The organism is Nonomuraea sp. JJY05, assembly GCF_043496855.1.
Lineage (GTDB): Bacteria > Actinomycetota > Actinomycetes > Streptosporangiales > Streptosporangiaceae > Nonomuraea.
Map to the genome: position 1 here is coordinate 183,002 of NZ_JBIEIS010000002.1, position 18,627 is coordinate 201,628.

18 protein-coding genes are annotated in these 18,627 nt (G+C 70.5%); 5 read left to right on the forward strand and 13 right to left on the reverse strand.

Translation table 11 applies throughout. The features are described 5' to 3' along the window. Window positions 1-800: 800 nt before the first annotated feature. The 7 genes from ACFKCF_RS03035 to ACFKCF_RS03065 form a co-directional block, all read right to left on the reverse strand. Window positions 801-1,019 (reverse strand): hypothetical protein, encoded by a 219-nt coding sequence (locus ACFKCF_RS03035; RefSeq protein WP_394490335.1) that lies wholly within the window; start codon window positions 1,017-1,019, stop codon window positions 801-803. Window positions 1,020-1,152: 133 nt separating this feature from the next. Further along, complete coding sequence (locus ACFKCF_RS03040) at window positions 1,153-1,824, reverse strand: DUF3159 domain-containing protein (RefSeq protein WP_394490337.1); 672 nt, start codon at window positions 1,822-1,824, stop codon at window positions 1,153-1,155. 3 nt (window positions 1,825-1,827) lie between these two features. Then, a complete protein-coding gene (locus ACFKCF_RS03045) occupies window positions 1,828-2,214 on the reverse strand; it encodes an OB-fold nucleic acid binding domain-containing protein (RefSeq protein WP_090929309.1) in 387 nt (128 codons plus the stop codon). A 39-nt stretch (window positions 2,215-2,253) separates the two neighbouring features. After that, the gene (locus tag ACFKCF_RS03050; RefSeq protein WP_394490339.1) at window positions 2,254-2,892 is read right to left on the reverse strand and encodes a DUF3710 domain-containing protein; all 639 of its coding nucleotides are present in this window, start codon (window positions 2,890-2,892) and stop codon (window positions 2,254-2,256) included. Between the two features lie 46 nt (window positions 2,893-2,938). Continuing rightward, window positions 2,939-3,379, reverse strand: a complete 441-nt coding sequence (dut, locus tag ACFKCF_RS03055) for a dUTP diphosphatase (protein WP_394490341.1) — start codon at window positions 3,377-3,379, stop codon at window positions 2,939-2,941. Between the two features lie 4 nt (window positions 3,380-3,383). Continuing rightward, a complete protein-coding gene (locus ACFKCF_RS03060) occupies window positions 3,384-3,512 on the reverse strand; it encodes a hypothetical protein (RefSeq protein WP_394490343.1) in 129 nt (42 codons plus the stop codon). Between the two features lie 99 nt (window positions 3,513-3,611). After that, window positions 3,612-4,871 (reverse strand): AI-2E family transporter, encoded by a 1,260-nt coding sequence (locus ACFKCF_RS03065; RefSeq protein WP_394490345.1) that lies wholly within the window; start codon window positions 4,869-4,871, stop codon window positions 3,612-3,614. Window positions 4,872-5,026: 155 nt separating this feature from the next. Here ACFKCF_RS03065 and ACFKCF_RS03070 point away from each other — a divergent pair, with 155 nt between their 5' ends. Continuing rightward, window positions 5,027-6,331 carry a DUF6351 family protein gene (locus ACFKCF_RS03070; protein WP_394490347.1) on the forward strand — a complete coding sequence of 435 codons (1,305 nt, stop codon included), beginning with the start codon at window positions 5,027-5,029 and terminating at the stop codon, window positions 6,329-6,331. On the opposite strand, the gene ACFKCF_RS03075 is transcribed toward ACFKCF_RS03070, so the two are convergent. Continuing rightward, window positions 6,309-7,541 (reverse strand): MFS transporter, encoded by a 1,233-nt coding sequence (locus tag ACFKCF_RS03075; protein ID WP_394490349.1) that lies wholly within the window; start codon window positions 7,539-7,541, stop codon window positions 6,309-6,311. The genes ACFKCF_RS03070 and ACFKCF_RS03075 overlap by 23 nt on opposite strands. Window positions 7,542-7,598: 57 nt before the next feature. On the opposite strand from ACFKCF_RS03075, the gene ACFKCF_RS03080 reads away from it, so the two are divergent. Further along, on the forward strand, window positions 7,599-8,117 hold the full coding sequence (locus tag ACFKCF_RS03080) for an ArsR/SmtB family transcription factor (protein WP_394490351.1): 519 nt from the start codon (window positions 7,599-7,601) through the stop codon (window positions 8,115-8,117). A gap of 58 nt (window positions 8,118-8,175) precedes the next feature. On the opposite strand, the gene valS is transcribed toward ACFKCF_RS03080, so the two are convergent. Beyond that, complete coding sequence (valS, locus tag ACFKCF_RS03085; RefSeq protein WP_394490353.1) at window positions 8,176-10,695, reverse strand: valine--tRNA ligase; 2,520 nt, start codon at window positions 10,693-10,695, stop codon at window positions 8,176-8,178. Window positions 10,696-10,773: 78 nt separating this feature from the next. On the opposite strand from valS, the gene ACFKCF_RS03090 reads away from it, so the two are divergent. After that, window positions 10,774-11,058, forward strand: coding sequence for a DUF4235 domain-containing protein (locus ACFKCF_RS03090; RefSeq protein ID WP_394490355.1), 285 nt, complete (start codon window positions 10,774-10,776; stop codon window positions 11,056-11,058). Here the strand turns inward: ACFKCF_RS03090 and ACFKCF_RS03095 are convergent. The 4 genes from ACFKCF_RS03095 to paaN form a co-directional block, all read right to left on the reverse strand. After that, window positions 10,991-12,424, reverse strand: a complete 1,434-nt coding sequence (locus ACFKCF_RS03095) for a trehalose-6-phosphate synthase (RefSeq protein ID WP_394490357.1) — start codon at window positions 12,422-12,424, stop codon at window positions 10,991-10,993. The genes ACFKCF_RS03090 and ACFKCF_RS03095 overlap by 68 nt on opposite strands. Before the next feature lie 10 nt (window positions 12,425-12,434). After that, window positions 12,435-13,970 carry an FAD-dependent monooxygenase gene (locus tag ACFKCF_RS03100; protein ID WP_394490359.1) on the reverse strand — a complete coding sequence of 512 codons (1,536 nt, stop codon included), beginning with the start codon at window positions 13,968-13,970 and terminating at the stop codon, window positions 12,435-12,437. Next, window positions 13,967-14,914 carry an MBL fold metallo-hydrolase gene (locus ACFKCF_RS03105; protein WP_394490361.1) on the reverse strand — a complete coding sequence of 316 codons (948 nt, stop codon included), beginning with the start codon at window positions 14,912-14,914 and terminating at the stop codon, window positions 13,967-13,969. The genes ACFKCF_RS03100 and ACFKCF_RS03105 overlap by 4 nt, the downstream gene beginning before the upstream one ends. A 292-nt stretch (window positions 14,915-15,206) precedes the next feature. Beyond that, entirely contained in the window at window positions 15,207-16,853 is a 1,647-nt protein-coding gene (paaN, locus tag ACFKCF_RS03110; RefSeq protein WP_394490363.1) for a phenylacetic acid degradation protein PaaN, read from the reverse strand. Between the two features lie 98 nt (window positions 16,854-16,951). On the opposite strand from paaN, the gene paaI reads away from it, so the two are divergent. Together paaI and paaK are read left to right on the forward strand one after the other, a co-directional pair. Next, a complete protein-coding gene (gene paaI / locus ACFKCF_RS03115; RefSeq protein ID WP_394490751.1) occupies window positions 16,952-17,332 on the forward strand; it encodes a hydroxyphenylacetyl-CoA thioesterase PaaI in 381 nt (126 codons plus the stop codon). Continuing rightward, window positions 17,332-18,627, forward strand: coding sequence for a phenylacetate--CoA ligase PaaK (gene paaK / locus ACFKCF_RS03120; RefSeq protein ID WP_394490365.1), 1,296 nt, complete (start codon window positions 17,332-17,334; stop codon window positions 18,625-18,627). The genes paaI and paaK overlap by 1 nt, the downstream gene beginning before the upstream one ends.

The following is an 18,627-nucleotide window of genomic DNA, read 5'->3' on the forward strand; positions in this document are numbered from 1 at the left end:
GGGCCCCTCCCTCCCCCCCCGCCCCCGGACGCGACCCCGATTACCCACACATCAACGGCATGAGCCAGGGCGCAAGATTGTTCCGGCAGGCAGGCAGCACCGCAACAGGCACGACCGACGACCCTGTCAGCGGCTCCCCACCTCACGCCCCACGGAACGTCGGCGACGCCTTGAGGATCGCCCGACCGATCTTCAATCCTGCGAGCATCCGATGGGAGCGGGTTTGAGGGAGGCGACCGCCCTTTCTGATCGCTGATGTGCCGGATCCGCCCTACTCCTCGTCAAGGAGTAGGGCCGCCGCTTTGGGACCCATCAGGCTGGACCCAGCAGGCAGCAGGTCACGCTCGGGTAGAGCCATGCCTGGAAACCATGCTTCAGGGGGACAGCCAGGCGCTATTCGCCGTAGAGGGCGGCGGGCCGTCCCATGTCGTGCGCCGGCAGCGACAGGACACCGGCGACCCGCTTCTGGCTGAACTCTCCCGGCACCCACCACCGGACGGCAAAACCGCCCCTGGCGACCGGCGGACTGCAATCCGCCTCGATTGCACGCGCCCGGCGCGGCGGCCACCCCCTCGTGGTCCCATCCGCCTCCTCGTCACAGCCCCGAAGCGGTGGCCCCTGGCCGGTCCTCAGGAGCCCGGGCAGGAAGCGCGTCGTCGTGACAGGAACCTCGGCCTCAGCGACGAGCGGCCCTTGAGACGGCCCTCGATGGCCCACACCTCAACCCGTCAACCCAGGGTTTCCAGCCCCCTGGCGAACCCTTCGGTGTCATCACCATGGTGACGGCCGGGAACCGGCGCTCAGTCGAAGGTCAGACGGAGGCGCGGGTCATCCGCGTCGACGCAACGGGCGGTGATCTTCATGGGCAGCACGATGAAGCCGTTCTCCAGCCACTCCATGTACTGCTCGCACAGAGCCTCCTCCTGCTCTCTCCAGTCGTCGTCCGCGGCCGCCGGCCCGGCTGACAGGAGCATGGCGGCGGCGGTTGTGGCCAGGGCGGTGACGGCGCGTGTGTACATGGGGCCCCCGATCGGCTCGAAGTGATCTTTCGAGAGCCTTCGTACCCGCGCAAGTGGATCAGCTCGTCAAGGAAACGATCTGCGCATCTTTACCAGGCGGCTCGGCCGGTTGGCGGCCGAGCCGGATGGATCGTCAGGCCGGGGCCACCGGAGACTTGAGCGGGGTGCGGCCGCGGCCCAGAACCCAGAGCATGGCGCCGAGGGCGGCCACCTGGAGCGGCCAGCCCATGGCGATCTTGGCGAAGCCGAGGGCGGCGACCGCCTCGTTGCCGCCCCCGAACCAGTAGACCGGCCCCTGCACGGCCACCCGGACCGCGCACGGGAGCAGGAGCAGCCAGGTCAGCCGCGTGCACAGCTTCACGATGCCCGGGTCCTTGTGCCAGGCGGTCGGGTCGCCCGTGACCGAGCCGATCAGGAAGCCCACCACCGGCCACCGGGTGACGATGGACAGCAGCATCGCCACCATGTAGCCGGCGTTCCACAGGATGCCGGGCAGGAAGTAGTCCTTCGCGTCGCCGGTGCGGCTGGCGAAGAACGCGCCGATCGCGATGCCGATCAGGCTGTTGATCACGAACTGCGGTGTGGACCGCTGCACGATCCTGACCAGCAGCAGCACCACCGAGAGCGAGACGCTGACGATGAGCGACAGCTTCAGCTCCTCGGTGGTGACCCAGCACAGCGTGAACGCGATCGTCGGGATCGCCGCCTCGATGATGCCGCGCACCCCGCCGAACGCCTTGGCGAGCTGGGCTCGCACCGCCGCCTCAACGGTGTCGTGGGCGACCTCTTCCGCCTCAGCACTCACGTGTCAACTCCCTGGGCGCAGCTCGTAACGCGGATTGAACATCACCTTGCGTCCGTCCTGCATGCTGACCAGGCCCTCGGCCTTGACCGTGCGGCCGGGCTCGATGCCCGCGATCTTGCGGCGGCCGAGCCAGACCAGGTCGATCACGTCGGACCCGTCGTAGAGCTCGGCCTCGAGGGCGGGGGCACCGCCCCTCGGACGGAGTGTCACCGTACGTAGCGTACCCGCCACGCAGAAGCGCCGGCGGCCGCCACACGACACGATGGGGGTCGCGCCCACCTCGTCGGCGTCTTCTCGCAGTTCCTGGGCCTCGATCTCGGACTGGGGTGAGGCCAGCCGACTGAAGAAGCCGCGCAATCCCCCGCGTTTCGGAGGCTCTGCCGTACTCATGATGAATCAGCCTATGTGATGTCGGCGCGATGTCAGCCCTCAGCGAATCTCGCTGATTTCGGGTCCCCGTTTGAACGGGTTGAGCCCGGGCCGCTCGTCCGCCTTCTCGCCTGCTTGTTCGTTGGGGCGGCGCAGCGGGATGGGCTCCTCGCGGGCCATCGGCTCACTGCCCCTGACCACCACGACGTCCTTGACGAAGTCGATGTACGCCGCCGCGACGGCCTCGTCCAGCGCCGCCTTGCCGGAGATCACCGCGAGCAGGAACCAGCGGGGCCCGTCGATGCCGAGATACCGGGCGGGGCGGGAGCCGTCGTCGACCTTCATCTCGCCCTGCAGCTCGCTGCCGAAGGGACCCTCCTGCTCCTCCAGGTGGTGCGCCTGGGCCAGGATCTTGGTCTTGACCTCGTCCCACAGGCCCGAGCTGCGCGGTGCGGCCAGGGCCTGCAGCTGCAGCGAGCTCTCCTCGTAGAGGACGACGACACCGACGTGCTGGTCTCCGACGGAGGCCAGCCGCACGTCGAAGTCGGGATTGTGCGGCAGCCGCAGGCCGCCCAGATCGATCCTGTCGGTCTCCGGGTGGGGCTCGTCGGCGTCCCACGGGCCGGCGTCTCGTACAGGGGCGGCAGACTCCTGCTCGGCCACCTGTTCCGGCTGCTCACGACGACGACGTCGGAACACGTTCCTCACTCTCCTCGCTCGCGGGGCCGTCAGCGCGGCCCATTGATCATCGTCCTGTCGATCCGAACCCGTTGGCGCCGCGCACCGAACCGGGCAGGCGCTCCACCTCGTGGAAGGCCGCCCGCTCGACCCGCTGGACCACGAGCTGGGCCACCCGGTCGCCGCGCTGGAGGCGGAACGGCTCCTTGGCGTCGGTGTTGATCAGGGTCACCCTGATCTCGCCGCGGTAGCCCGCGTCGACCGTGCCCGGCGCGTTGACCAGCGTGACGCCGTGCTTGGCGGCCAGCCCGGACCTCGGGTGGACGAACGCGGCGTAGCCGTCGGGCAGGGCGATCGCGACGCCCGTCCCGACGACGGCCCGCTCGCCGGGCAGCAGCTCGACGTCCTCGGCCGCGTAGAGGTCGGCGCCCGCGTCTCCCGCGTGGGCGTAGGACGGCATCGGCAGCCCGGCGTCGAGCCGCCGGATGAGGACCTCTACGTTGCTCAAGGTTTCACCTCGTAGTCCTGGTGTTCTGTACGGTGGCGTGCTTGGCGAAGTGTCCCATGCTCACCTCGACGAACAGCGCCGCCGCGCGGACGGGCGGCCGGACCGTCGGGGCCGTTTCGCCCCTCAGCCTCAAGGTACGCCTTCCCGCCCGCGATGCCGTCGCACCCGGCGCGCAAGTGGAGTGTCGTGCCCAAGGGAGTAGAGAGAAGACAGGGGGTCACGGCTGACGAGGTTACTCGGTGTCGACCCGCCGGCCGTTCTCACCCTTGCTCCCGCGCTCGGCGCCCGTGCCGCCGGGCTCCGCGCCGTGCGGTCCGGACGCGTCGTCGCGGGGAGCGGCTCCCTCGCCACGCGGACGGGGAACCTCGCCGGGCCCTCCCCCGGCGTCGCCCCTGGGCCCCTTGTCCTCGCCGGGGCCGTAGCTGGGCGGTGGCAGGGCGGGCGGTTGGTGCCTCAGCTCGGGCAGCGCCCGGTAGATGACCGCGGCCACCGGCACGGCGACGGCGGCCCCCGCGATGCCGGCCAGGATGCCGCCGATGGCCAGCACCAGGATGATCGCCAGCGGATGGAAGTTGAGCGCGCGACCCACGATCAGCGGCTGGAGCACGTGATTTTCCAGCTGCTGCTCGACGATGAGGATCCCGAGGAAGATCAGCGCGTAGACGAGCCCCTTGGCGCCCAGCGTGACGAGGGTGGCGACCGTGCCGGCGAAGAAGATGCCGACGATGGGGATGAAGCTGGCGAAGAAGATCAGCACAGCCAGCGGCGCCCACAGCGGCACGCCCATGCCCGCCAGCACGATGCCCATGATCAGCCCGTGCACGGCGGCCACGGCCACGGTGCCCTGCACGTAGTGGGAGAGCGTGGCCCAGGCGGCCCGCCCGGCCCGGTCCACGCGCGGCGCGACGGTTCCGAACCCCCGCAGGACCCACGCCCAGATGCGGTCGCCGTCCTTGAGCAGGAAGAACGTCACGAACAGCAGCAGCACGATGGACGCGAGCACCTCGAAGGCGACCGCGCCGGCCGACAGCACGGTGCCGGTGATGGCCGTGCGCTGCGCGTTGACCATGGTGGCGATCTCGTCGACGTAGCTCGTGATCTGCGCCTCTTTGAGGTGGATGGGACCGGTGATCAGCCAGTCCTGCACCGATCGGGCCGTCGCCTGCACCTGCTGGACGAGGTTGGGGAACTCGTCGCTGGCCCGCGCGCCCACCAGCCAGCCGGTGCCGACCAGGATGGTCAGGGCCACCAGCATGGTGATCCAGGTGGCGTAGATGGGCCGCATGCCCGCCTGCCGCAGGCTGTTGGTCAGCGGGAACAGCAGGGCGGTCAGCAGCAGCGCGATCGCCACGGGCAGCGCCACGAACGTGAGCCGGGCGATGACGAGGGCGAAGAAGTAGACCACCACGCCGACGAGGATCAGGCACGCGCACCACGCGGCCATCTTGGCCAGCACGGGCGGCACGAGCTTGGTTGGGCGGTCGGGCAGCACGTATTCCAGACTGTCACGTCCGCGGCCCGGACGCGCGCCCATAAATCTTGGGGCGGCTCACAACAGAGCAACGCGAAGGCAGCGCAACCTGCACAAGCCCACCCCGCCAAGGTCGGGCCTGTGCAAGGGGTGGACGGCGTGTCACCGCCGTGGTCATGAAGGCTGTGGTGGTCCTCGCCGTGCTCGCGTCGCTCTTACCCGCCCCCGCGTACGCCTCCCGCGCCGATCTGGCGCTGGAGGTGCTCTCCAGCCGCCCCGACCAGGTGACCGGCGGCGATGCCCTGCTCAGGGTCAGCCACCGTGAGGGCGCGCGGCTGCGGGTCACGCGCGACGGCGAGGACGTCACGGCGGCCTTCAAGCAGACCAAGGACGGCCTGACAGCCCTGGTCACCGGCCTGAAGACGGGCGCCACCACGATCGTCGCGACGGCGGGCCGGGAGCGGCGGACGCTCACGTTGCGCAACCACCCGATCGAGGGCCCGGTCTTCTCGGGACCGCACCAGTACCCGTTCCTGTGCAAGACCGAGCGCAGCGGCCTGGGCCCGCCCGCGGTGGACAACCAGGACGGTCAGGGCATGCGCGTCGCGGGCGGCTGGAGCAGGGACTGCTTCGCGCCGGCCGTCACCGACCGCCTCTACCGGTCCACGGACGGCACGTTCAAGCCCCTGCCGGCGAGCGGACCAACTGGACGGCCGGCCGACATGGCCACGACCACGCTGCTGGACGGCCGCACGGTCGACTTCGTGGTGCGCAGGGAGCGCGGCGTGATCAACCGCTTCCTCTACTCCATCGCCATGGTCGAGGACGGCTGGACCGGCCGGGCGATCTACCGGTTCGACGGCGGCGTGGGCATCGGCCACGACCAGGGCACGCTCGGCGGCAACGCCCTCGACCCGTACGGGCTGGGCAAGGGCTACGCGATCATGTACTCGTCGGGCACCCGGACCTCCACCCACTACAACCTGATCCTGGGCGGCGAGACGGCCCTCATGGTCAAGGAGCGCTTCATCGAGCAGTACGGCGTCCCGCTCTACACGGTGGGCGTGGGCGCGTCGGGCGGCGCCATCCAGCAGTACCTCTACGGCCAGAACCTGGGCGACCGGCTGATCGACGCCGCGATCCCGCAGTACTCCTATCCGGACATGGTCACCCAGACCATCCACGTGGGCGACTGTAAGCTGCTCGAACGCTACATGGACCACAATCCGCGCTGGGCCCGGTGGGACGACAGGACGGCCCTCATCGGCATGAACGCCGACGACACGGTCGCGAACCCGTACACCGGCAAACCGGGCTCCGACGAGTGCGTCAACGGCCCGCTGGAGGGCGGCGTCCACAAGTGCCGCCTCCAGACGGTCGATCGGGCCGTCGCGAGGGGCCTGTACGGCTCCTGGCACCCGACCGAGGAGGAGCGGGCCAGGCTGAAGCAGATCTTCCCTACCGGGGTGTGCGACTACTGACGGCCAGCTCGCGCATCGAGCGCAGGGGCGAGGTGACCAGCGGCAGGAACGCCAGGCAGGCCCCGGCCGCCGCGACCAGGAGCGTGTCCCGCACCCCGATCACCCCGCCCAGCGCGCCGCCGATCAGCCCGCCCAGCGGCAGCGTGCCCCACACGAGGAAGCGCATGGTGGCGTTCACCCGCCCGAGCAGCGGCTCGGGCGTGATGGCCTGGCGGAAGCTGAGCTGCGTGACGTTGTAGATCACCACGCCGGCTCCGACGCAGAACTCGTAGGCCACGAACAGCCCCAGCCGCCAGTCGGCCGCCATCCACGGCAGCACGAACGTCAGCGGCGCGGGCACGGCGATGCCCAGCCACATCGCCGGCCCCTGCCCGAGCCGCCTGACGACCCGGGCGTTGACCAGCGCGCCGACGATCCCGCCGAGGCCGCCCGAGGCCATGAGCAGCCCGATGGTGCCCGCGTCCAGGCCGAGCTCCCTGGCCAGCAGCAGCAGGACCATGGGCTGGGCCACGGAGACGAAGAAGTTCGCGGTGGCGGTGCAGGCGGCGATGCGACGCAGCAGCCGGTGCCCGAGCACGAATCGCACGCCTTCGACGATCTCCCGGCCCAGGTGGGCCCGGCCGGGCTCCTGGCGGGGCTCGTGCCTGCGGATCGTCCCCAGGCACAGCGCCGACCAGGCGAACCCGGCCACCGTGGTGACCAGCGCGAAGGGCGCGGTGAGGAGGTGGATCAGGTAGCCGCCCCCGCTCGGTCCGCCGACCTGGGCCACCGTACGCACGATCTCCAGCGTCGAGTTGCCCTCGACGAGCCGCTCGCGCTCGACCAGGCAGGGCAGGTAGCTCTGATACGCGACGTCGAAGAACACGGTGAACACGCCCAGCACCAGCGCCACCGCGTACAGCTGGTGGATCGTCAGCACGTCCAGCCACCACGCGACCGGCACGGACGCGAGCGCCAGCGCCCTCGCCCAATCACTGACCACCATGACCACGCGCTTGCGCAGCCGGTCGACGAGGGCGCCGGCGGGGAGCCCGATCACCACGAACGCCAGCGTCTGGCACGCCGCCAGCAGGCCCACCTCGAACTCGGAGGCCCGCAGCGCCGACACGGCCACCAGCGGCAGGGCCAGCACCAGGAGCTGGCTGCCCGCCTGGCTGGCGACGTCGGCGAGGAACAACCGGCGGAAGTCGTGATCGCGTAACAGGCTCACCCGTCAGAGGATCCCTGACCGATTGAGAAAAATCAACCGGTTATAGGGTGTCGATCCATGGGCACCCAACGCCGCCCCGCCACCGAGGCCGAGGCCCGCGCGCTGGCCTCGGCCGTACGGCTGCGCATCCTGCGGCTCTGTCTCGACCAGGCGCTCACCAACAAAGAGATCGCCGGCCGCCTCGACGCGAACCCGGCCACCACCCTCCACCACGTGCGCAAGCTCGTCGAGACGGGCTTCCTGGCCGCCGAGGCCAGCCGTCCGGGGCCGCGCGGCTCCACGGAGATCCCCTACCGGGCCACCGGCAAGTCATGGGAGATGGACGTCCGCGAGAGCGGCGTGAGCGGGGGCAGCGCGGCGATGCTCGACGCGTTCCTGCAGGAGAGCAGGCTCATCGACATCGAGCAGGCCGACCTCGTCAGGCTGGGGCTCAGGCTCACCCCCGACGGGCACGCGGAGCTGCGCAGGCGGCTGGAGGAGCTGTTCGACGAGTTTCGCGAGCGGCAGCCGCCGCCGGACGGGCACGCGTACTCGATCTTCCTGGCCATGCACCGCGACGTCACCCGCGACCCCTGAACGCACGGACGCCGGGCGCCCCGCAGAGGGGGCGGCCCGGCGTCCTGCCATCCGGACGTCAGCCCAGGTGGACCTCGGCTTTCAGCTCGTCACCATACTCCAAGACGAACTCCTCCACAGTGCCTGCGGCGCAAAGGTCGTCCTGAGCTTGGCGGACAAGCCCGACTTCGGGCGCCCAAACGGTCAGCCTGGAGACCTCGGCCCGCATCGACAGCTTGGCCTCGGACTTCGCCTTGCGCACCTGACCGAGCACCTCGGAGGCCACGGCCAGCACGGCCGGGTCGCCGCTCCCGCGCGAGAGGCCGGGCCACGGGGCCCGGTGCACCGACCCCTCGCGCCACCACGACCACACCTCTTCGGTCACGAAGGGCAGGAACGGCGCGAACAGCCGCAGCAGCACGTCGAGCGCCTGCCGCAGCGCCGCGTGGGCGGAGGCGGCGGCCGGACCGGACTCGTAGGCCCTGGCCTTGACCAGCTCCAGGTAGTCGTCGCAGAAGGCCCAGAAGAAGCGCTCCACGGCCTCCAGCGCCCTGGTGTGGTCGTAGGCCTCGAACGCCTGGCCGGCCTCGCGCACGACGTCGGACAGGCCCGCGAGCATCGACAGGTCGAGCGGCTCGGTGACCGTGTCTGATCCTGGTCCGTCGTTCATAGCCAGGCCGAGGACGAACTTGGACGCGTTGAGGATCTTGATCGCGAGCCGCCGCCCGACCTTGAGCTGCCCGGCGTCGAACGCGGTGTCCACGCCGTAGCGGCCGTTGGCCGCCCAGTAGCGCACCGCGTCGGAGCCGTGCTGCTTCAGCAGGTCGAGCGGGGTGACCACGTTGCCCTTGGACTTGGACATCTTCTTGCGGTCGGGGTCGAGGATCCAGCCCGAGATCGCGACGTCGCTCCACGGCAGCTGGCCGAACTCGTAGTGCGACCTGACCACGGTCGAGAACAGCCAGGTGCGGATGATCTCGTGGGCCTGCGGCCGCAGGTCGGCCGGGAAGACGCGCTTGAACAGGTCGTCGTCGCTCTCCCAGCGGCCCGCGATCTGCGGCGTCAGCGACGAGGTGGCCCAGGTGTCCATCACGTCGGGGTCGGCCATGAACCCGCCGGCCACGCCGCGCTGGTCCTCGGTGTAGCCGGGCGGCACGTCGGAGGACGGGTCGACCGGCAGCATGTCCTCCGTGGGCACGATCGGCGCGTCGTGGACGGGCTGCCCCGACTCGTCGATCGGATACCACACCGGGAACGGCACGCCGAAGAACCGCTGGCGCGAGATCAGCCAGTCGCTGGTGAGCCCCTCGACCCAGTTGTCGTAGCGCACGCGCATGTGCGGCGGGTGCCAGGCCAGCTCGCGCCCGCGCCCCAGCAGCCGCTCGCGCAGCTCCTCGTCACGCCCGCCGTTGCGGATGTACCACTGGCGGGTGGTGACGATCTCGAGCGGCCGCTCGCCCTTCTCGTAGAACTTGACCGTGCGCGAGACGGGCCTCGGCTCGCCCTCGAGGTCACCGGACTCCCGCAGCAGCTCCACGATCCGCTCGCGGGCGCTGTGCACGGTCTTGCCGGCCAGCTCCTTGTACGGCTCCGCCTCCACGCCCTCCGGCGGCTCGGCCAGCAGGCGCCCGTCCCAGCCGATGACCGGCCGGGTCGGCAGGTGCAGCTCCCGCCACCAGGTGACGTCGGTGATGTCGCCGAACGTGCAGATCATGGCGATGCCGGTGCCCTTGTCCGGCTCGGCCAGCCGGTGGGCCAGCACCGGCACCTCCACCCCGAACAGCGGCGTCAGCACCGACGTGCCGAACAGCGGCTGGTAGCGCTCGTCGTCGGGGTGGGCGACCAGCGCCACGCAGGCCGGGATCAGCTCGGGCCTGGTCGTCTCGATGTAGACCGGCCCCGTCTCGCCGTAGAAGGAGATCTTGTGGAACGCGCCCGGCCACTCCCGGTCCTCCAGCTCGGCCTGGGCGACGGCGGTGCGGAAGGTGACGTCCCACAGCGTCGGCGCCTCGGCGAGGTAGGCCTCGCCGCGCAGCAGGTTGCGCAGGAAGGCGCGCTGCGAGACGGCCTGCGCCTCGTCGCTGATCGTGGTGTAGAGCAGCGACCAGTCGACCGACAGGCCGACCCGCCGCCAGACCTCCTCGAACGCCTGCTCGTCGAGGGCGGTCAGCTTGTGGCACAGCTCCACGAAATTGCGCCGCGAGATGGCGATCTCACGTTTGCCGGGCTTGTCCGGTGGCACGAAGTCAGGGTCATAGGGCAGCGACGGGTCGCAGCGCACGCCGTAGACGTTCTGCACCCGGCGCTCGGTGGGCAGGCCGTTGTCGTCCCAGCCGATCGGGTAGAACACCGACTTGCCGATCATCCGCTGGTAGCGGGCCATGATGTCGGTGTGGGTGAAGGAGAAGACATGACCGACGTGCAGCGAGCCGGACACGGTCGGCGGTGGCGTGTCGATGGCATAGACCTGCTCGCGCGAGGCGGACCGATCGAAACGGTAGGTGCCCTCGTCCTCCCAGCGAGCTACCCATACCTGCTCCAAGCCATCGAGGGTCGGCTTTTCCGGCATGGATGCATGGCGTAGTCGCTGTTGAGTCATGCCTCCATATGGTACGGCTTCGCAGGCCCGGCAAGCGGTACAGACTAGTGTTCGTTACAGAGGGGAAGGGAGATCGACATGGCGGAGGACAAGCCCGATGTCGCCTGGCGAGTGATCGGCGGCCTGGTGGGTCTGGCGACCGGCTGGGCGGCGAGAAAGATCCTCGGGTTCGTCTGGGTGAAGGCGACGGGGAAGGAGCCGCCGCTCGACACGGACTCGCCCGAGGTCAGCATGGGGGAGGCGATCGGCTACACGGTGCTCATGGGCGTCGGCATGTCCGTGGCGCAGATCGTGGTCAACCGGACCGCCAAGAAGCGTTACGACGCGTGGAAGTCTGTGAAGCAGGTGACTCAAGGGCAGTGAGAAACTCGTTGGCCCAGCGGTCCACGTCGTAGGTGGCGACCCGGCGGCGCATCGTGCGCATCCGCCGGGCCAGCTCGTGCGGCGTGGCCCGCATCGCGGCCAGCATCTGCCGTTTGACGTCCTCCACGTCGTAGGGGTTGACCAGGTAGGCCTGGCGCAGCTCGTCGGCCGCCCCGGCGAACTCGCTGAGCACCAGCGCCCCGTGCAGGTCGTGGTGGCAGGAGACGTACTCCTTGGCGACCAGGTTCATCCCGTCGCGCAGCGGGGTCACGACCATGACGTCGGCGGCCAGGTAGAGGGCGGCCAGCTCGGAGTGGTCGTACGACTGGTGGAAATACTGGACCGGCTGGTAGCCGAGCTGCGCGTGCTCGCCGTTGATCCGCCCGACCTGCAGCTCGATGTCGTCGCGCAGCCGCTTGTACTCCTCCACCCGCTCCCTGCTGGGCGTGGCGATCTGCACGAACACGGCCTCGTTCGCCTTCAGCCGCCCGTCCTTGAGCAGCTCGCCGAACGCCTCCAGCCGCTGCCCGATGCCCTTGGTGTAGTCGAGCCGGTCGACGCCGAGCAGCACGTGCTCGGGATCGCCCAGCTCCGCCCTGACCTCCTTGGCCCGCGCCATGATCTGCGGGTCGCGCACCAGCGAGTCGAGCTGCCCGAAGTCCACCGAGATGGGGAACGCCTGCGTGGTCACCACCCGGTCGTCGAGGAAGATCTCGTTCCCCTTGTACGGCAGCCCGAGCAGCCTGCGGCACAGCCGCCGGAAGTTGGAGGCCCCGCCGGGCAGCTGGAAGCCCACCAGGTCGGCCCCGAGCAGCCCTTCGACGAGGTCCTTGCGCCACGGCAGCCGCCAGAACAGCTCGGTCGGCGGGAACGGGATGTGCAGGAAGAACCCGATCCGCAGATCCGGCCTGAGCTTGCGCAGCATGGCCGGGACGAGCTGGAGCTGGTAGTCCTGCACCCAGACCACCGCGCCCTTCTCGGCGGCGTCGGCGGCGGCGTTGGCGAAGCGCTCGTTGACGGCGCGGTAGGTCTCCCACATCGCCCGGTCGAACACCGGCGGCGCCACCACGTCGTGATAGAGCGGCCAGAGCGTGGCGTTGGAGAAGCCCTCGTAGTACAGCTCCACCTCACCGGCCGACAGCGGGATCGGGATGAGGTTCATGCCGTCCTGCTCGAACGGCTCCAGCTTCTCGTCGGGGGCGCCGTGCCAGCCGAGCCAGGCTCCGTGACGGCGCTTCATCACCGGTGCGATCGCGGTCACGAGCCCGCCGGGGCTCCTGCGCCACGAGGCCGTTCCGTCAGGCTCGAGCGTCCGATCCACCGGCAAGCGGTTCGCGACGATCAGAAACGAGCTACGGCCAGTCACGCAGTTCCTCCTATTGTTCACCGAGCACACGGCGGACGGCGCCCGCCATCGAGTCCGGACCCGCATGGGGGATGATCGCGGCGATGTGGGAGTCGGGCCTGATGAGCCATGCCTCATCCGGCCCGGCGCCGAGCCTTTCAGCGAGCGAGCCGGTCCCATCCATCTCCGCGAGCCCGCGCACGGCGAGCGGCGCCGTAATGACCTTGCCCAAGACCTGGGCAAACAAACTCGAATCGCACATATCACCCAACAACACGAGAAATCCGTCGCGACAGAACTCCCGCAATCTGCCGCCCGGAATTCGCACGTCCGGAAGGATCACGCCGGGCGCCGGGACGCACGGCGCGCCCTTGGGCGGCCTGCCCCCGAACGGCCGCGTCGGCTCGGGGGTCGTCAGCGGCGAGTCCACGTACCAGAACGGCTCCGCGAAGCGGCCCGAGTCCACCTCCGCCACCCGCCCGCCCTCCAGCACGGCCCGCCTGCGCATGCGCTCCGTCACGGTCCTGGGCGCGAGGAAGCGCATCGTCGCGGTGGTGATCTCGAGGTTCTCCCGCGCGGCCGCGTGCCGCTCGGCGTGGTACGACTCCAGCAGCCCCTCCCCCGCCCAGCCGTTGAGCACGAAGGCCAGCTTCCAGGCCGCGTTCTCGGCGTCGGGCACGCCGGAGTTGAGCCCCCTGGCGCCGAACGGGGCCACCAGGTGGGCGCTGTCACCGGCCAGCAGGACCCGGCCGACGCGCATGCGGGAGGCGATGCGGGAGTGGAAGCGGTAAGTGCTGTGCCAGAGCAGGTCGAAGGGCTGCTCGCCGATGATTTGCCTGATTTTTCGCGAAATATCGGCTTTTGTTGGGATGAAGTCGGGCGCGATCTGCCAGTCGATCCGGAACGTGCCTCCCGGGCAGGGATGGATCAGGACCTGGCGGCCCGGGTTCCACAGCGGGTCGAAGTAGAAGCGGCGCTCGTTCTCCCAGCCGGGAAGGTCGGCCTTGATGTCGCAGATGAGGAACTGGTCGTCGAAGGTCCCCCCGTCGAACGAGACGCCGAGCGCCTGGCGTAGCTGCTGGGCCCGGGCACCCGCGCAGACCAGCGCGTAGGACGCGCGCAGCGAGCGCCGGCCGCAGCGGACCGTCACGCCCGAGGGGTCCTGCTCGATGCCGGTGACCTCGTGGTCCCACCGCACCTCGATGAGCGGCTGCGCCGCGATGGCCTCGTCCAGGATCTGCTCGGTGCGGGACTGGGAGATGTTCACGCACGCCGGCAGCGGGCCCTCACGCTCGAAGGACCAGGAGAACAGCTCGCGGTCGCGGTAGTACGTGCGGGCGGTGGTCCAGGCCAGGCCCTCCTCGGCGATCTTGCCCGCGCCGGCGGCGGTCCAGATGTCGAGCACGTCGCGCTGCTGGCAGATGGACTTCGACCCGGTGGAGTCGCGCCCGGCCCGCCGGTCGAGCACCAGCACCTGGATGCCCCAGCGGGCCAGCAGCAGCGCGGCACTCTGCCCCACCGGCCCCGCCCCGACCACGATGACCTGCACGCTGTCCGGGGCGCTCATGGCTGGAGTTGGTCCCAGACTTCGCGGTCGCGCTCGGCGGTCCAGATGCGCGGGCGCTCGATGCCGTGCAGCTCGTCCCAGAGTCTCGAGACGTTGAACGGCAGGCAGTGCTCGAAGATCGGCCAGGACCCGTACCGGGGCTCCAGCGCCCGGTGCGTGCGCTCGAACGCCTCCTTGACCGAGCCCGCGGCGCCGACCTCGCGCAGCATCACGGCGAGGAAGTCACGCGTCTGCCCGATGGCCGCGTCCACTTCCTGCCTGCCGCGCGCCACCGCGCCCCTGCCCCCGACCAGCGTCCGCGCCCCGAACGACGCGACCTTGTCGAGCGTCGCGGCCGACCATTCGAGGTGGAAGGCGTCGCCGGTGTAGAGGGCGGCCTGGGACTCGACGAGGTCGCCGGCGAACATGATCCGCTGCTTCGGCAGCCAGGCCACCAGGTCGCCCTCGGTGTGGCCGCGCCCGCAGTGGGCCAGCACCAGGTCGCCCCGGTCGCCGCCCAGGTCGATGGTGAACGTGTCGCTGAACGTCGCCGTCGGCCACGTCAGCCCGGGGATCGACTCGGGCTCCTTGAACAGGCGGGGCATCCTGGCGTACTCGCTGGCCCAGTCCTGCTCGCCGCGCTCGGCGATCAGCTCGCGCGTCTTGTCGTGCGTCACGATCACGTCCGCGCCGAACGCCGACGCGCCCAGCACCCGGACGGCGTGGTAGTGCGACAGCACCAGGTATCTGATCGGCTTGTCGGTGTGCTCCCGCAGCCTGGCCAGCCACTCGCGGGCGGCCACGGGCGTGGCGAGCGCCTCGAAGCAGACGAGGAAGTCCTCGGCCTCTATGGCGCCCACATTCGGATCGCCTTCTGCCGTGAGCGCGTACACGCCCTCGGCCAGCACCTCCATGGACTGCTTCTTCTCGCCGAGATCGGCCGACGAGGCGAACGGTTTGCCCATCACCACTCCTCCCGCAGCGCGGTCAGCATCCGCCAGAACCCCTTCCCCCTCCACCGTCCCCTCTCCCAACGCCGCCGCCGGTGCAGCGCTCCGAGTCTCGCCGCACCGGGCACGGCCACGTGGGCCGCACCCCGGCGACGCCCCGCCGCCGGCCCGCTCCGGCACAGCGCGCCGGGCGCGACGTCGCCGATGGCGCGCCGCTCGACACCGCATAAGGGACCTGGCGCCATACCGCGCGTGGACGGCGGCGATCCAGTGTCCGTCACGCGGGCCCGGGGCGGCCGGCGGGGGGTCACGCCGGGCGCCGGGTCTGGACGATGTGGAAGCGGCCCGCCACGTAGCCCGGGTCCGTGAGGGAGGCCGTGGCGGCCGGGTTGGCGCCCGTGCCGTGGTAGTCGCTGAACGCCGCCGACTGGTTGACGAAGACGCCGCCCGTCAGGTTGCACGACAGGTTCACCCCCGCGTCGAGGGCGGCCCGTTCGGCCTGGTCGAGCACCTCGGCGGAGGTCGAGTAGGCGGCGGCCGTGAGTGCCCCGCGGACCTTGATCGTGCGGCGCAGCACGTCGAGGCTCTCCTGCGTCGACCCCGTCGGGATGACGAACGCGATCGGTCCGAAATGCTCCCGCCCGTAGACGTCGGAGTCGTCCGGCGAGACCTTCACGATCACCGGCGTCCGCACCACCGCGTCCGGGAACCCCGGGTGCTTGACGGCGCGCGACTCCAGCACCACCTCGCCCAGCGACGGCGCGGCCTCCACCCGGGCCAGCACGTCGGGGTTGACGATGGCCCCGGTCAGCTCCACCGCGCGGGCGTCGTCCCCGAGCAGCCTGCCGACGGCGCCCGCCAGCCCGGCGCAGACCTCCTCGAAGCTCTTGTGCCCCTCGTCCGTCTCGATCCCGCCGGCCGGCACCAGGAGGTTCTGCGGCGCCGTGCACATCTGACCGCTGTAGAGCGACAGCGAGAACGCCAGGTTGCCCAGCATGCCGCGCCAGGAGTCGGTCGAGTCGACGACGATCGTGTTGACCCCCGCCTTCTCGGTGTGCACGAGCGCCTGCCGCGCGTTCTGCTCCAGCCAGTCGCCGAACTCCGTGGAGCCGGTGAAGTCGACGATGCGGACGTCGGGGTGGGTGGCGAGCGTCCTGGCCAGCCCCTGTCCCTCCTCCACCGCGAGCGAGACCAGCCCGGGGTCGAAGCCCGCCTCGGCCAGCACCTCGCGGGCGATCCGCACCGTGATGGCCAGCGGCAGCACCGCGCGCGGATGGGGCTTGACGATCACCCGGTTGCCGGTGACGAGCGAGGCGAACAGCCCCGGGTACGAATTCCAGGTCGGGAACGTGTTGCAGCCGATCACCAGCGCGATGCCCCGGGGCACGACCGTGAAGCGCTTGTCCATGACCAGCGGCTCCCCCTTGGCCGGCTTCTCCCAGCGGGCGCTCGCGGCCGAGGAGGTCATGGCCGCGTAGCCGTACGCGACCGCCTCGAGCGCGCGGTCCTGCGCGTGCGGCCCGCCCGCCTGGAAGGCCATCACGAACGCCTGCCCGGTCGTGTGCTGCACCGCGTTGGCCAGTTCGAAGCTGCGCCGGTTGATCCGGTCGACGATCTCGACGCAGGCCAGCGCGCGGGCCTCGGGCCCGGCGTCGCGCCAGGCGGGCAGTGCCGCCCGGCCCGCGGCGATCAGGTCGTCCACCAGCGGCTGCGGGTAGGTGACGCCCAGGTCGATGCCGTACGGCGAGCGCTCGGCGCCGATCCAGGACCCGGTGCCCGGCTGGTCGAGGGGGAACGGCTTGCCGAGGTAGGACTCGAACGCCTCCTTGCCCCGCTCGGCCGCCCCCTCGCCGTAGACGCGCGGGCTCGGCGACTCGGGATAGGCGCTCCAGTATCCCCGTCCGGCGATGGCGGACAGCGCCTGCTCCAGAGTCTCGCGGTGCTGCTCGAACATGGTGTTCACCTCTTGACAGGGATGGTCCGGACGGTGAATTGTTTACCGAACATTCGGTCAGTTGACAAGGGAGACCTGCGTTGGAGAGCGCGCGTCGCATGATGGACGCCGACACCGCCTCCGCCGCCCTGGGCATCGAGCTGACGGAGCTGGGCGAGGGGCGGGCGGTGTGCCGCATGACCGTGACCGACCAGATGATCAACGGACACGACCTGTGCCACGGCGGCTACGTGTTCCTGCTGGCCGACACCGCGTTCGCCTGCGCCTGCAACAGCCACGGCCCGGTGACGGTGGCGGCGGGCGCGGAGATCACGTTCGTCTCCCCGGCCCACGCGGGCGACGTGCTGGTGGCCGAGGCCGCCGAGCGCACCCGCTACGGCCGCAGCGGCATCTACGACATCACGGTGCGCGGGGCGGCCGGCCAGGTGGTCGCGGAGTTCCGCGGCCGCAGCAGAGAACTGAGACGGGTGAAGGGCTGATGAGACTCGGCGATGCCCCCGCGCCGGAAGACCTCGACCCCATCGAGCGGGTGTCCCGCGACGAGCTCATGTCGATCCAGCTGGAACGGCTTCAGCGGACGCTCACCCACGCTTACCAACATGTCCCGATTTATCGGCAAAAATTCGACCAGGCGGGCGTGCATCCGAGCGACTGCAAAGAGCTCGCCGACCTGGCGAAGTTCCCCTTCACCACCAAGCAGGACCTGCGCGACAGCTACCCGTTCGGCATGTTCGCCGTCCCGCGCGAGCAGGTGGCCAGGATCCACGCCTCCAGCGGCACCACGGGCACGCCCACCGTGGTCGGCTACACCAGGCACGACCTCGACGTCTGGGCGGAGGTCATGGCCCGTTCGATCCGCGCCTCCGGCGGCCGGCCGGGCGACCTCGTGCACGTGGCCTACGGGTACGGCCTGTTCACCGGCGGGCTGGGCGCCCACTACGGGGCCGAGCGGCTGGGCTGCACGGTGGTGCCGGTCTCCGGCGGCATGACGCCCCGGCAGGTCCGGCTCATCACCGACTTCCGGCCCGACATCGTCATGGTCACGCCGTCGTACATGCTGGCCCTGCTGGACGAGTTCGAACGGCAGGGCCTGGACCCCCGCGCGTCCTCGCTGCGGATCGGGATCTTCGGCGCCGAGCCCTGGACCGAGCGCATGCGCGCGGAGCTCGAAGACCGCTTCGACCTGCACGCCGTGGACATCTACGGCCTGTCGGAGGTGATCGGCCCCGGCGTCGCGAACGAGTGCGTCGAGACCAAGGACGGCCTGCACGTCTGGGAGGACCACTTCTACCCCGAGACCGTCGACCCCTTCACGGGAGAGCCCACGCCGGCGGGCGAACTGGTCTTCACCAGCCTCACAAAGGAGGCCATGCCGGTCGTCCGCTACCGCACCGGCGACCTGACCACGCTGCTGCCGGGCACCGCCAGGCCCGCGTTCCGGCGCATGGAGAAGGTGACGGGCCGGACCGACGACATGATCGTCCTGCGCGGCGTGAACGTGTTCCCGACCCAGATCGAGGAGCTGGTGCTGCGCGTGGAGGGCCTGTCACCGCGCTTCCAGCTCCACCTGACCCGCCCCGGACGGCTCGACGTGATGACGGTCAGGGTCGAGTCCCGCCCCGGCTTCGCGAGGCGGGCCGAGGCCGGCCAGGCGCTGCGCCGGGCCGTCAAGGACACCGTCGGCGTGAGCGTGGAGGTCGAGGTGGTGGATCCGGAGACGCTGGAGCGCTCGGTCGGCAAGCTCAAACGAGTCATCGACAAGCGGGATAATTAA

Coding starts and splice junctions, on each gene's coding strand:
- ACFKCF_RS03035 (WP_394490335.1), bottom strand. CDS start 1,019: ATGTACACACGCGCCGTCACCGCCCTGGCCACAACCGCCGCCGCCATG.
- ACFKCF_RS03045 (WP_090929309.1), bottom strand. CDS start 2,214: ATGAGTACGGCAGAGCCTCCGAAACGCGGGGGATTGCGCGGCTTCTTC.
- ACFKCF_RS03070 (WP_394490347.1), top strand. CDS start 5,027: ATGAAGGCTGTGGTGGTCCTCGCCGTGCTCGCGTCGCTCTTACCCGCC.
- ACFKCF_RS03080 (WP_394490351.1), top strand. CDS start 7,599: ATGGGCACCCAACGCCGCCCCGCCACCGAGGCCGAGGCCCGCGCGCTG.
- valS (WP_394490353.1), bottom strand. CDS start 10,695: ATGACTCAACAGCGACTACGCCATGCATCCATGCCGGAAAAGCCGACC.
- ACFKCF_RS03090 (WP_394490355.1), top strand. CDS start 10,774: ATGGCGGAGGACAAGCCCGATGTCGCCTGGCGAGTGATCGGCGGCCTG.
- ACFKCF_RS03100 (WP_394490359.1), bottom strand. CDS start 13,970: ATGAGCGCCCCGGACAGCGTGCAGGTCATCGTGGTCGGGGCGGGGCCG.
- ACFKCF_RS03105 (WP_394490361.1), bottom strand. CDS start 14,914: ATGGGCAAACCGTTCGCCTCGTCGGCCGATCTCGGCGAGAAGAAGCAG.
- paaN (WP_394490363.1), bottom strand. CDS start 16,853: ATGTTCGAGCAGCACCGCGAGACTCTGGAGCAGGCGCTGTCCGCCATC.
- paaI (WP_394490751.1), top strand. CDS start 16,952: ATGATGGACGCCGACACCGCCTCCGCCGCCCTGGGCATCGAGCTGACG.
- paaK (WP_394490365.1), top strand. CDS start 17,332: ATGAGACTCGGCGATGCCCCCGCGCCGGAAGACCTCGACCCCATCGAG.